The organism is Prolixibacteraceae bacterium (assembly GCA_019720755.1).
GTDB lineage: Bacteria > Bacteroidota > Bacteroidia > Bacteroidales > Prolixibacteraceae > Halosquirtibacter > Halosquirtibacter laminarini.
On record CP081303.1, the window covers coordinates 1,820,988 to 1,834,446 of the forward strand.

Consider the following 13,459-nt stretch of genomic DNA (forward strand, 5'->3'; position numbering starts at 1 on the left):
ATGAAAAATAAAATTGCATTATTGACAAGTAGTCAAGGTAAAAACACTCAGAAAGTTGGAATGATACTATCTGAAATGTTAGCAGATGATTTTAAAATTGATCAGATTGATATTGATCAATCTGATGGAATTGGAATAAAAGATTATCCTTTCTTAATTATGGGAGCATCCACTTGGTTTGATGGTGAATTACCATACTATTGGGATGAATTTCTTCCTTCTATTGAAGATTGTGACTTCTCTGACACCAAAGTGGCAATCTTTGGACTAGGCGATTCAAAACGATATCCAGATAATTTCTGTGACGCTATTGGATTGCTAGCAAAATGGTTTGAGAAACATGGTGCCACAATTATTGGTTCTGTTCATATCGACGATTATCATTTTGAAACAGCATTCTATACCGATGATCATCGTTTTAAAGGACTCCCTGTAGAGTATCTTGTAGATAATACGGAATGGGAGGAACGAATAGCAAATTGGAAGCAGCAAATTGTAGAGGAATTTAATGAATTATAGTACTTTATGTGATATTTTGTTTATGTTTGTGTATGTTCAATTCTAATTAAGTATGTAAACTTATGATCAGAAAAAAGAAGAATGTTGCAATTGTAGCGCATGATAATAGAAAGGCGGACATTGCAGAGTGGGTAGACTGGAATTGGAAGGCTCTTGCTCAGCACTCTTTGGTTTGCACAGGTACAACAGGTAAGTTGGTAGAAGAAACTATTACAAAAAAGTGTCAAGATAATGATTTCTTTGCTCCAACTGTAACTAGATTAAAATCTGGACCTCTTGGTGGTGACCAACAGTTAGGTGCGATGATATGTGAGGGAAAAATAGATATGGTGATATTTTTTTGGGATCCAATGGAACCACAACCACATGATGTGGATGTAAAAGCATTATTAAGAATTTCAGTTCTTTATAATGTTCCTACTGCATCTAATAGAGCGACTGCAGACTTTATGATCTCTTCTCCATTATTTGATCAAGATTACAAACCCGAAGTGAAAGATTATCAATCTTATATATCACGAAACATTGAGTTATAAATATATTAAGGAGGATTAAATGAGAATTTAGTCCTCTTTTTTTAATACAATACAAGTCTTGTAATATGTGTTATGATAAATACAACACATTAACTAAAAAGTTATATCTATTCGTAAATTCAATAGTCTTATCATCAAAAAGATCTTCTATCTTCAGAATAAATATGCGAACTATATATATAACCCGTATTACATCATTCTTAGAAAAAAGCGTAATGAGAATAGAGATTATCTTTGCATTTTAAGAATACAACAAGATGAGAATATGATCTACAACTAAAAATACCGTTTGATTTGTCTTGTTTCACTGGACTTCACTCCCATTCTATTGGTAACTAGTATAAACAAAAAAGGCCTCTTGAAAAAGAGGCCTTTTTTGTTTATTTTAAAAGATGACGATTAATTCATCTCATCTAGCTTCTTCATGATAGCTTTATACTTGTCGTTCATATCAAGACGATAGTACAAGTTTTTCAAGTTTTCAAAAGACGCTTTTTCAGCAGGATTAAGCTCCGCTGCTTTCTCGAAGAAAGGAATTGCTTTTGCAAACTCTTTATTAGCTAAGTTCTTTTGCTCTTCATACTTCTTATACTCATTTGTAGGAAGTTCATTTGCAACTTCTAGGAATTTAACCCCTTTATTGTAATAAACAGCCCCTAAGTTATAGTAAGCATCAGAGAAATCTGATTTAACCTCAATAGCCTTACTATATGCAATAATAGCATTCGCAGGATCTCCAAGATTGTCATAAACAGATCCTTTAGCAAAATAGTAAGATGCATTTGTTGGATCAGACTCAATTGCTTTGTCCAAATAAGTTAGAGCACCCTCTACATTCTTAGACTGGATATAGTAGTTAATAAGCTCAACTAGAATACCTTGGTCTGTAGGAAATTTGTGAAAAGCATCTTGCATAGCCTCTAGAGCTTTAGCAGTGTCTTTCTGAGCTTTGTAAGCGTTGATGATACCAAGAGCACACTTCTCACCATTATAACCTAACTCCTGAGTTTTAGCATAGTACTCAATTGCACGATCATACATTTTTGCAGCAGAAGATGCTATTGCAACATTATACATGATCATTGTATCAATTCTAGCTGGCTCTGTTCCAACGTAAACTGGGTGTTCTTCAATTTTAAGCACGTTCACAAAAGCGTCAGAGGCACCTTTATAATCTTTAGCATTATAAGCATCAGAGGCAGCTTTTGTAAAGTCAGTGATTAAGAACATCATTGCAGCATTGATCTCTTTTGTGAAACGACCTTTTGCATCCACATCAGCAGCTTTAATATATGCATTAAGTGCTGAATCTAGTGGATTAATTAGCTCTTTCTTAAGACCATTATACTTTGCATTTTTATTCAAAGCAATAGAACGCATAACTTGCCCTTTTGCAATATAAGTTTTAGGCCAAGTAAGCATTTTATCTGCCTTCTTGTAATTTGGATCTAGTGCAGCTTGAATTGCCTCGTACGCTTTGTCTAATTTTCCTTCGTTAGCGTAGTTTTGAGCACTATACACTTTACTTTTTTGAGCTGATGCATTCAACGCAAAGGCCGAAAGCGCAGTAAAAAACAGTAACTTCTTCATGTTTGTAAATTTGATTCTATATTACTTATTAGTTTTAACTAAATTAAAACCCAAAATCCAAGGATTGTTGTCCATCAGATGATTCATCATCTTCTTTTGTCTCTTCTTGATCTTCAACCTCTTCATCAATAGAAGAATCAGACAATTCTTGATCAACATTTTCTTCCTCAGAAGAGACCTCGTTATCCGCTATAGTTGCTACTTCTTCTTCTAAAGAATCCGATTTAACTTCTTCAGATTGATTGCTAGCTGAGTCTTTTTCGTCTACAGAAGAAGAAACAACATCGACAGATGCAATGCCATCTTCATTACGTAGATTAATCAATTTGACTCCTTGTGCATTACGGCCTGTAATACGAATATCAGAAATCGGTAGACGAATTGCAACTCCTGCAGAAGTTAAGATCATTAAATCATCACTATCTGTAGTAGACTTAATCGCAACGAGTTTTCCTGTCTTATCAGTTATATTTAAAGTCTTAACACCCTTACCTCCGCGGTTTGTAATACGATAATCGTCTAATTTAGAAACCTTACCATATCCTGCTTCAGAAACTACTAAAATATTTTCATTGCTATCAGGCTCAACACAAATCATACCAATTACTTTGTCTGAATCATCTGATAAAGTGATACCACGAACCCCAGAAGCAGTACGTCCCATTGCACGTAATTTCGTTTCAGGGAATCGAATTGCCTTACCTGACTCTACAGCCATCATGATATCATTATTACCATTAGTAAGCCTTGCTTCTAACAACTCATCATTTTCACGAATTGTAATTGCATTTACACCATTCTGACGAGGTCTAGAATAAGCTTCTAAAGCAGTCTTCTTAATGACACCATGTTTTGTACACATCACGATAAAATGACTATTCACATAGTCCTCATCCTTCAATGTCTTCACATTAATAAAAGCTTTAATAGGGTCAGAACTATCTAGATTAATTACATTCTGAATTGCACGACCCTTAGAAGTTTTTGTCCCTTCTGGAATTTCATAAACCTTCAACCAATGACAACGACCTCCTTGAGTGAAAAGCAGAATCGTATTATGCATTGTACAAGAGAACATATGTTCGATATGATCCTGATCACGAGTTGACGAACCTTTAGCTCCAACCCCACCTCGAGACTGAGTTCTAAAATCAACTAGAGGAGTTCGTTTTATGTAGCCCATTTTAGAGATCGTAATAACCATCTCATCATCTGCATAGAAGTCTTCTGGATTAAACTCACTTGAACTCATCACGATTTCAGATCTACGACCATCGCCAAAAGTCTTCACCACGTCGTCTAACTCGTCTACGATAATCTGCATTCTCAACTCTTTGGAAGCAAGAATTTCTTTCAAGGAAGCGATTATCGTACAAATCTCGTCATATGATGCATGGAGCTTATCTCTTTCTAGTCCAGTAAGTTTCTGCAATCTCATCTCTAAAATTGCCTTTGCTTGAACCTCATCAAGATCAAAATTATTGATCAATCCATCTTTGGCTTCCACTGGAGTTTTAGAGGCACGTATCAGTTTAATAACTTCATCTAAATGATCAATAGCAATAATCAATCCGCGAAGAATGTGTGCTTTCTTTTCTGCCTGATCAAGATCGAATTGAGTTCTACGAGTAACCACTTCATGACGGTGATCAACGAAATTATAAATCAATTCATACAAATTAAGTAGACGAGGACGTCCCTTAACCAAAGCAATATTGTTAATACTAAAAGACGATTGTAATGAAGTAAACTTGTATAGTTTATTCAACACAACATTACTTATCGCATCTCTCTTCACATCAATAACGATACGCATACCATTACGATCGGATTCATCATTGACATTTGAGATACCATCTATCTTTTTCTCATTAACCAACTCAGCTATTTTCATAATAAGCTCAGCTTTGTTCACGAGATAAGGAATTTCAGTAACAATAATTTTTTCTCTGCCGTTAGATGCCAGTTCAATATGAGAAGTTCCTCTCATTACTACTTTTCCACGACCTGTACGATATGCTTCCTTAGCACCTTCTGCACCATAAATAATACCACCAGTTGGAAAATCAGGTGCCTTAACGATATCGATCAACTCTTCGATAGAGATTTCGTTATCATGAATATAGGCTTTAATAGCAGTGACTACATCCGTCAAGTTATGTGGAGGCATATTCGTTGCCATTCCGACAGCAATACCTGAGGCTCCATTTACAAGAAGTGTCGGAATGCGTGTTGGAAGGACAGTAGGCTCATTGAGAGATTCATCAAAGTTTGGTTGAAACTCAACTGTGTTTTTATCTAAGTCAGACAATGTAGTCTCTGCAATTTTAGCCAAGCGAGCCTCAGTATACCTCATTGCTGCAGGGCTATCGCCATCCACGGAACCATAGTTTCCTTGTCCATCAATAAGAGGATAACGTAAAGACCATTGTTGAGCCATACGAACCATTGCAAAATACACAGAAGAATCTCCATGGGGGTGATACTTACCCAATACTTCTCCTACAATCCTTGCAGATTTTTTATAGGCCCTATTAGAGAAAACCCCGAGTTCGTTCATTCCAAAAAGAACGCGTCTATGCACGGGCTTCAAACCATCACGAACATCTGGAAGCGCACGAGAAACAATCACCGACATCGAATAATCGATATAAGCAGACTTCATTTGCTCTTCAATGTTGATCTGAATTATTTTTTCACCTACCGACATATATATAAATGTTTATTAGTATTCGTTATCTACACTGTTACAAATCTCTTTTCAAATAAGATATCAAACTATATTTATTTATGATGATTTGTAAAGTAGTTTCAAGATAGACAAAAATAATAAAAAAGGTCAGTAATACTCCATTTTTCAGGAAAAACAGCCTTAAAAAAGCAATCAAATATGAATCATTCAAAAGATCTTCTTTTTTCACATAAACATCTACAAAGAGTGTTAGATTCTCAACAGATGTTTAAAAAATACAGACTTTGGTTAAAACAAGTTCAATTATTGTTTGTTTTCCTAGAAATAATAGAAGTATGTTATAAACAATTCATGCTTTTTTGATAAAAATCACTATTATTGAAAAAGGAAGGATTACTATCTTTTTGCAATCATTTGAAATACTAAAAATATGAATTCAGACTTTTCCCAAGGAATCCAACATGTTCTATCTTATAGTAGAGAGGAAGCGATTCGTTTAGGTAACGACTATATTGGAACAGAGCACCTTTTTCTAGGGTTACTAAAAGAGGGCACATTATCTTCAATTCTTCTAGAAATGGGAGTAAATATTCAAGAAGTAAGAGAGAGTATTGAATCGAGTATCCGCAAGGAGAAAAGTTTAGAAGAAAATACTCGTATTCATCTATTGAAAGAGACCAATAAAGTTTTAAAAATAACACATCTAGAATCTAAGATATTATCTTCGAATGAGGTTCACACCGGACATCTTTTGCTCGCTATTTTAAAAGACAATGACTTTCTTGTTACACAACTACTTAAGCACTATAGTGTCACCTACCATAATTTCAAGTCTAGGTATGAGATAACTAAATTTGATCGTTCACAGCAGGATAATTTAGATCACAGTTATGACATCCAATCCTCTTTTTCTGATGATGACGATGATGACGATCTATTTGGCGGAAATCCTGAAAAACAACAATCATCGTTTTCTTCAGGGAAGAGTTCTTCTGCAGTCAAGTCTGAAACGCCTGTATTAGACAATTTTGGAGTTGACATTACCAAAGCCGCCGAAGAGAGAAGCCTCGATCCTATTGTTGGACGAAAAGATGAAATCGAACGAATTGCACAAGTTTTAAGTAGAAGGAAAAAAAACAATCCTATTCTTATTGGAGAGCCAGGAGTCGGCAAGTCAGCCATAGTTGAAGGGTTAGCAATAAGAATTGTTGAAAGAAAAGTGTCAAGAATTCTTTTTGATAAGAGGGTTATCAGTTTAGATTTAGCTTCGATTGTTGCGGGAACCAAATACCGTGGACAATTCGAAGAACGAATGAAAGCGATCATTTCAGAACTTGCCAAGGTTGATAATGTAATTCTCTTTATAGACGAAATACACACTCTTGTTGGTGCTGGTGGTGCAACAGGATCATTGGATGCTGCCAACATTTTAAAACCCGCTTTAGCTCGTGGAGCAATTCAATGTATTGGTGCCACGACTTTAGATGAATATCGTAATAATATTGAAAAAGACGGGGCATTAGAACGTCGTTTTCAAAAAGTTCTTGTGGAACCTACTTCAGCAGAAGAAACCATAGAGATCTTAAACAATATAAAAGAGAGATACGAAGACCATCACAATGTTCATTACACACAAGAAGCTATAGAATCATGTGTCTCTTTGACCAATCGTTACATTTCAGATCGTCATCTCCCCGACAAGGCTATTGACGCATTGGATGAAACAGGCTCAAAAGTACACATTAATAATATCGTGGTTCCAGACTCTATTGTGGAGATGGAAAACAAAATAGAGCAAATACACAAAGAGAAAGTCGCAGCAGTTCACAACCAAGACTTTGAGTTAGCAGCACGTTATCGTGATACAGAGAAACAGCTACAAGAGGATCTTGAAAAGATGAAAATCAATTGGGAGAAAGAGCTTGAACAACATAGAGAGACTGTTACTGATGAGAATGTAGCGGAAGTGGTCTCAATGATGTCTGGCATTCCAGTACAGCGTATTGCACAAGCCGAAGGAAAGAGACTAATTAATATGTCGAAAGACTTAAAAACCTCTATTATTGGGCAAGACGATGCTATTATAAAGATTACTAAAGCAATTCAGCGTAATCGTGCAGGACTTAAAGATCCGAACAAACCAATAGGTTCTTTCATCTTCTTAGGTCCAACGGGTGTAGGTAAAACTAGATTAGCAAAAGTACTCGCCAATCATCTCTTTGACTCAACAGATGCTCTAGTTCGAATAGACATGAGTGAATATATGGAGAAATTCGCTGTATCTCGTCTTGTTGGAGCTCCTCCAGGATATGTTGGATACGAAGAAGGCGGACAGCTAACTGAAAAGGTTAGACGCAAACCATACTCTGTTATTTTATTAGATGAAATAGAGAAAGCCCATCCAGATGTTTTTAACCTACTACTTCAGGTATTAGATGAAGGACGTCTCACAGATAGTTTAGGTCGTAAAGTCGATTTCCGAAATACGATTATCATTATGACCTCTAATATTGGATCTAGACAATTAAAAGATTTTGGTCAAGGAGTTGGATTCAATGTTCGCAATAGCAAAGAAGAAGAGAATGAGCACACAAAACATATCATACAGAAGGCTTTAAAACGTGCTTTTGCTCCAGAATTTTTGAATCGTGTAGATGACGTTGTGCTTTTCAACTCATTAGGACAAGAAGATATATATAAAATTATAGATATTGAAATGCAAGGTCTATTAGACAGGGTCAAGGCTTTGGGATACTCATTAAACATATCAGAGAAAGCCAAACGATATATTGCAGAGAAAGGTTACGATCCTCAATTTGGTGCAAGACCTTTAAAACGAGCTATTCAGAAATATATAGAAGATGAGCTAGCTGAAGTGATCATTAAGACCGAGATACAAGAAGGAGAAGGTATTCATCTCACATTTAATGAGGAAGAGAAAACACTTGTATTCACCATTGACAAATAGTCTTCTTAAAAGAAGGATATTAACTATATTAAAAAAGCGATCTTTCCGAACTACGAAAGATCGCTTTTTTAATATAGTTAATATAGCTAGGCCTTATTCTTTGCCTCGTTCCATAATACATCCATCTCTTCTAAGCTCATATCACTTAGTTCTTTGTTACTATTAATAGCACTATTTTCAATATAATTAAAACGAGTAATGAATTTCTTATTCGTCTTTTCTAATGCCAAATTCGGATCCACACCGTAAAGTCTAGCAGCATTAATAACAGAAAACAAAAGGTCTCCAAACTCCCCCTCAAGAGCCTTTTGGTTCTTATGATCCATCTCTACTTGCACCTCCTGCAACTCTTCATGGACTTTTTCCCATACATCCTCTTTTTTATCCCAATCAAACCCAACATTACGAGCTTTCTCTTGGATTCTAGATGCCTTAATAAGTGGCGGCAAAGATTTCGGAACCCCCTCTAAGACTCTTTTATTTCCACCTTTCTCTTTCAATTTTAGTTTCTCCCAGTTTTGAAGTACTTGCTCCTCACCCTCCACTACCGTATCACTAAAAATATGAGGATGACGGAAAATTAATTTTTCCACCAAAGAATCAACGACATCCGCAAAGTTAAACCAGTTTTTTTCATCACCCATTTTGGCATAAAAGACGATATGCAACAAGACATCCCCTAACTCTTTTTTTATATCATCAGGATTCTCTTCACCAATCGCGTCTACTAACTCATAAACCTCCTCAATTGTCAAGCTCTTCATTGAATCAAAAGTTTGTTTACGATCCCATGGACACTCTACTCTTAATCGATCTAAGACATCTAATAATTTCGAAAGAGAAGCACTTTCTTTATCTCTTGTCACCATAATGTTGCTTTAATGTTACGTTTTATCAAAGGTACACTATTCTTATTCCTTACGATGGAATAATTCACAAAAATATTTCGTTAAATTTGTCGTAGATCTTTTGAGAAGAATATATGACAGATATAGTACAAACAACTATTGCTATTGAAGATCCTTCCACTCTATGGGGGATAAACAATGCATACTTAGAATTACTTAAAGCGCATTTTCATGATATCAGAATCACATCAAGAGGAAATGAACTTAAGCTAAAAGGAGATACAGCACTCATAGAAAAGTGCGTCACGGTAATCCATAGACTCCAAAAAATTATCAATGATAAAGGGATTATTCGTAAACATGATCTGTTAGACTTAATAGAAAAGCCCGATTCAGAACATGAGACTTCCTTTAAGCCTAATCATATAGGATATACCTATTTAGGAAAACCCATACTTCCTCAGAGTCGCAATCAACAACTTTTGGTTGAATCCATACTAAAAGAAGATCTATCTTTTGCCATTGGTCCTGCAGGAAGTGGAAAGACGTACCTTTCTATTGCCATGGCAGTACAACTATTGAAGTCAAATCAAGTACGCAAAATAATACTTTGCCGACCAGCAGTTGAAGCTGGGGAAAACTTAGGTTTTCTTCCAGGAGATTTGAAGGAAAAGATTGATCCTTTTTTACAACCACTATACGATGCATTACAAGAGATGCTTTCACCCAAAAAGCTCAATGAACTAATGCAAGACGGGGTAATTCAGATCTCTCCATTGGCTTATATGAGAGGTCGTACCTTAAAAGATGCTTGTGTTATCCTTGATGAAGCACAAAATGCAACCCATTCTCAACTAAAAATGTTTTTAACTAGAATGGGACCTACTTCAAAATATATCGTCACCGGAGACATTACCCAGATTGACCTACCCAGAAACCAAAAATCTGGTCTCCGTGATACAATCACTGCTTTGGAGAATATTCCAGAGATTGGAGTAGTTAATTTAGCCCAAGTGGATATTGTCCGTCACCCACTTGTTAAAAAAATAGTGGACGCTTTAGACAATCCAAAATCCAATGTTTAATAAATAAAAAATTCACAGATGAAAGACCAATTAGTTAAGTCCGATTTCAATTTCCCAAATCAACAGTCCGTATATCATGGAAAAGTGCGTGATGTGTATGACCTAGGGGATGATTATCTATTGATGATTGTTTCGGATCGTATTTCAGCCTTTGATGTAGTTCTACCTACAGGGATACCTTATAAGGGGGAAGTTCTAAACTTAATTGCCTCTAAATTCCTTGATGCTACAGCTGATATCGTACCCAATTGGAAAATAAATACTCCTGACCCAGCAGTTACCTTTGGTTATAAATGTGAGCCTTTTAAAGTAGAGATGGTAATTAGAGGTTACTTAACAGGACATGCTTGGAGAGAGTATAAGTCAGGAAAAAGGAGTCTTTGTGGTATCCCCCTTCCAGATGGGATGAAAGAGAATCAGAAATTTGATAAGCCTATTATCACCCCAACAACCAAAGCAGATGTAGGCCATGATGAAGATATTTCGAAAGAGGATATTATTGCTCAAGGTTTAGTCACTAAAGAGGATTACGAAGCATTAGAGCAATATACCTATCAACTTTTTGAAAGAGGTTCAGAGATTGCTGATAATAATGGACTTATCCTAGTAGATACTAAATACGAATTTGGGAAAAAAGATGGTAAGATCATACTAATCGACGAAATTCACACTCCAGATTCATCTCGTTACTTCTATGCCAACACTTATCAAGATAATTTTGATCAAGGAAAAGCACAAAAGCAGTTATCTAAAGAATTTGTTCGCCAATGGTTAATCGAAAATGATTTCCAAGGACGTGATGGGGATACTTTACCTGAATTTACTTCTGAATTTGTATCACAAGTATCAGAACGTTATATCGAACTATATGAATATATTACAGGAGATAAATTTGTTCGTTCAGACATCTCAGATGTTGCCAAACGAATTGAAACAAATGTAAACACTTATCTAAGTAAATTAGATTAAATATCTCTATATAGATAGTCTAAAAAGGAGTCTTTTGCGAAAGGCTCCTTTTTTTTTGATTTATTTTTATGTACATTTGAAATAATATTAACAGGGGGGTGCCTAAAATACAGGCTGAGATCATACCCATAACCTGATCCAGATAATACTGGCGTAGGTAATATGTTAAGCACATACTCTTCTCAACACCGTTACGTTGAAGTGCTCCCTATAATTATAACTTATCATGAAAATACTATTTAATGGTAATAGTATGAAAATCGATGTATTAACCAATATACATGATCTTCTCTCCATGTATCAGATCGAACTCCAAGGCATTGCTGTCGCAATTAATCAAAGATTATGTCCCAAGACAGAGTGGGGAGAAACCTATCTGCAAGAAGGAGATTCTATTCTCATCATTCAGGCCACTCAAGGAGGATAATAACCTATTTTTTAAAGGAATACAGATAAATCAGCAACAACGTTTTTTGCTGAAATGGAATTATACACCCTAAACTTTTCTATTCATGTTAGAAGGTAACGATAAGATTACGACAAGACCATTTCCTCAAAGTCAAAAGGTCTATATTAAGGGAGAACAATTTGACATTAAGGTCCCAATGAGACAGATTAACCTCTCAGACACAATCGATGATGAAGAGAATGTAATCAAAAATGATCCAGTCACGGTATACGATACCTCAGGGCCATATACTGACCCCGAAGTATTCATCGATCCATTAAAAGGACTACCAATAGTGAAAGAGGGATGGCGCTACCAGAAAGAGCACTTAATGACAGTGGATATTCCAAAGCCACTCCAATCCGACATATTTAAAAGAGAAAAAGCCCTCGTAGCCAAAGAAGAACACCCTATTACACAGCGATTTTACGCTTCACAAGGAATAATTACTCCTGAGATGGAGTATGTAGCCATACGAGAAAATTGTCTTTACAACAAGGATAAAAAGACAAAAAGCCTACACCCTGATCCAATGGGAGCCAATATTCCAGAGGTGGTTACTCCAGAGTTTGTGTGTCAAGAGGTTGCTGCAGGACGAGCAATTATCCCATCTAACATCAATCATCCAGAGATGGAGCCAATGATCATAGGAAGAAATTTCCGAGTGAAGATCAATGCGAACATTGGGAATTCTGCCCTTAGTTCCTCTATAGAAGAGGAGGTTGAAAAAGCAGTTTGGGCATTTCGCTGGGGAGCGGATACCATTATGGATCTATCGACAGGGAAAAATATCCACCAAACAAGAGAGTGGATTCTACGTAATTCTCCTGTTCCTGTTGGGACTGTACCTCTTTACCAAGCATTAGAGAAGGTCCATGGAAATGTTGCAGATCTTTCTTGGGAAGTATTCAAAGAGACACTTATTGAACAAGCACAACAAGGGGTCAGTTATTTTACCATTCATGCAGGGTTAAGATGGCAACATGTTCCATTCACGATAAAGAGAAAAACTGGAATTGTCTCTAGAGGAGGCGCCATTATGGCCAACTGGTGTACAACCCACAAGAGAGAGAGTTTTTTATATACTCACTTTGATGAGATATGTAAACTGATGGCTCGTTATGATGTGGCTATTTCCTTAGGAGATGGTCTAAGACCAGGATCCATATATGATGCCAATGATAAAGCTCAATTTAAGGAGTTGGAGACATTGGGAGAATTAACGAAAATGGCATCAAAACATCATCTACAAGTAATTATAGAAGGTCCGGGACATGTCCCATTACATCGTATAAAAGAGAATATGGACAAAGAGTTAGAACACTGCTACGAAGCCCCATTCTATACTTTAGGTCCAATTACCACTGATATTGCACCAGGGTATGATCATATTACTTCTGCCATTGGCGCAGCAAACATTGGATGGTATGGAACAGCAATGCTATGTTATGTAACTCCTAAAGAGCATCTCGGGCTCCCAAATAAACAAGATGTTCGTGAAGGAGTAATTACCTATAAAATTGCTGCACATGTTGCAGATATCGCAAAAGGAATTCCTGGAGTTGAAAGTAGAGATCATGCGATGTCGGATGCAAGGTTTGAATTTCGATGGAAAGATCAATTTGCTCTCTCTTTAGATCCAGAAAAAGCAATGGAATTTCATGATGCGACACTTCCAGACGAAGGACATAAAACATCTCACTTCTGTTCAATGTGTGGAGAACACTTCTGTTCGATGAAAGCAAGTAAAGCTTTACATAAAAAAACGAAAGAAACCGAAGAAGAGACTGTTGAAATATAACAA

10 protein-coding genes and 1 riboswitch are annotated in these 13,459 nt (G+C 36.2%); of the genes, 7 read left to right on the forward strand and 3 right to left on the reverse strand.

What is annotated here, in order from left to right; translation table 11 throughout:
• Together K4L44_07320 and K4L44_07325 are read left to right on the forward strand one after the other, a co-directional pair.
• Positions 1–519: a flavodoxin domain-containing protein gene (locus tag K4L44_07320; GenBank protein ID QZE15634.1), complete on the forward strand. Its 519-nt coding sequence runs from the start codon at positions 1–3 to the stop codon at positions 517–519.
• A gap of 62 nt (positions 520–581) precedes the next feature.
• Positions 582–1,055 (forward strand): methylglyoxal synthase, encoded by a 474-nt coding sequence (locus K4L44_07325; GenBank protein QZE15635.1) that lies wholly within the window; start codon positions 582–584, stop codon positions 1,053–1,055.
• Between the two features lie 399 nt (positions 1,056–1,454).
• Here K4L44_07325 and K4L44_07330 read toward each other — a convergent pair whose 3' ends face one another.
• Positions 1,455–2,645: a tetratricopeptide repeat protein gene (locus K4L44_07330; protein ID QZE15636.1), complete on the reverse strand. Its 1,191-nt coding sequence runs from the start codon at positions 2,643–2,645 to the stop codon at positions 1,455–1,457.
• Positions 2,646–2,688: 43 nt separating this feature from the next.
• Positions 2,689–5,355: a DNA gyrase subunit A gene (gene gyrA / locus K4L44_07335; protein ID QZE15637.1), complete on the reverse strand. Its 2,667-nt coding sequence runs from the start codon at positions 5,353–5,355 to the stop codon at positions 2,689–2,691.
• Between the two features lie 412 nt (positions 5,356–5,767).
• Here gyrA and K4L44_07340 point away from each other — a divergent pair, with 412 nt between their 5' ends.
• On the forward strand, positions 5,768–8,305 hold the full coding sequence (locus K4L44_07340) for an ATP-dependent Clp protease ATP-binding subunit (protein QZE15638.1): 2,538 nt from the start codon (positions 5,768–5,770) through the stop codon (positions 8,303–8,305).
• A gap of 86 nt (positions 8,306–8,391) precedes the next feature.
• Here K4L44_07340 and mazG read toward each other — a convergent pair whose 3' ends face one another.
• Positions 8,392–9,174, reverse strand: coding sequence for a nucleoside triphosphate pyrophosphohydrolase (gene mazG / locus K4L44_07345; GenBank protein ID QZE15639.1), 783 nt, complete (start codon positions 9,172–9,174; stop codon positions 8,392–8,394).
• 113 nt (positions 9,175–9,287) lie between these two features.
• On the opposite strand from mazG, the gene K4L44_07350 reads away from it, so the two are divergent.
• From K4L44_07350 to thiC, 4 genes are all read left to right on the forward strand, one after another.
• The gene (locus K4L44_07350; GenBank protein QZE15640.1) at positions 9,288–10,238 is read left to right on the forward strand and encodes a PhoH family protein; all 951 of its coding nucleotides are present in this window, start codon (positions 9,288–9,290) and stop codon (positions 10,236–10,238) included.
• A gap of 18 nt (positions 10,239–10,256) precedes the next feature.
• Positions 10,257–11,207 carry a phosphoribosylaminoimidazolesuccinocarboxamide synthase gene (locus tag K4L44_07355; protein ID QZE15641.1) on the forward strand — a complete coding sequence of 317 codons (951 nt, stop codon included), beginning with the start codon at positions 10,257–10,259 and terminating at the stop codon, positions 11,205–11,207.
• Positions 11,208–11,291: 84 nt separating this feature from the next.
• Positions 11,292–11,386, forward strand: a riboswitch (TPP riboswitch).
• Between the two features lie 47 nt (positions 11,387–11,433).
• Positions 11,434–11,634 carry a sulfur carrier protein ThiS gene (thiS, locus tag K4L44_07360; protein ID QZE15642.1) on the forward strand — a complete coding sequence of 67 codons (201 nt, stop codon included), beginning with the start codon at positions 11,434–11,436 and terminating at the stop codon, positions 11,632–11,634.
• 85 nt (positions 11,635–11,719) lie between these two features.
• Positions 11,720–13,456, forward strand: a complete 1,737-nt coding sequence (thiC, locus tag K4L44_07365; GenBank protein ID QZE15643.1) for a phosphomethylpyrimidine synthase ThiC — start codon at positions 11,720–11,722, stop codon at positions 13,454–13,456.
• Positions 13,457–13,459 lie beyond the last annotated feature (3 nt).

What these genes read in the sequence shown, in the direction of transcription:
- K4L44_07320 (QZE15634.1), top strand. Translation starts at nt 1, where the DNA reads ATGAAAAATAAAATTGCATTATTGACAAGTAGTCAAGGTAAAAACACT.
- K4L44_07325 (QZE15635.1), top strand. Translation starts at nt 582, where the DNA reads ATGATCAGAAAAAAGAAGAATGTTGCAATTGTAGCGCATGATAATAGA.
- K4L44_07330 (QZE15636.1), bottom strand. Translation starts at nt 2,645, where the DNA reads ATGAAGAAGTTACTGTTTTTTACTGCGCTTTCGGCCTTTGCGTTGAAT.
- gyrA (QZE15637.1), bottom strand. Translation starts at nt 5,355, where the DNA reads ATGTCGGTAGGTGAAAAAATAATTCAGATCAACATTGAAGAGCAAATG.
- K4L44_07340 (QZE15638.1), top strand. Translation starts at nt 5,768, where the DNA reads ATGAATTCAGACTTTTCCCAAGGAATCCAACATGTTCTATCTTATAGT.
- mazG (QZE15639.1), bottom strand. Translation starts at nt 9,174, where the DNA reads ATGGTGACAAGAGATAAAGAAAGTGCTTCTCTTTCGAAATTATTAGAT.
- K4L44_07350 (QZE15640.1), top strand. Translation starts at nt 9,288, where the DNA reads ATGACAGATATAGTACAAACAACTATTGCTATTGAAGATCCTTCCACT.
- K4L44_07355 (QZE15641.1), top strand. Translation starts at nt 10,257, where the DNA reads ATGAAAGACCAATTAGTTAAGTCCGATTTCAATTTCCCAAATCAACAG.
- thiS (QZE15642.1), top strand. Translation starts at nt 11,434, where the DNA reads ATGAAAATACTATTTAATGGTAATAGTATGAAAATCGATGTATTAACC.
- thiC (QZE15643.1), top strand. Translation starts at nt 11,720, where the DNA reads ATGTTAGAAGGTAACGATAAGATTACGACAAGACCATTTCCTCAAAGT.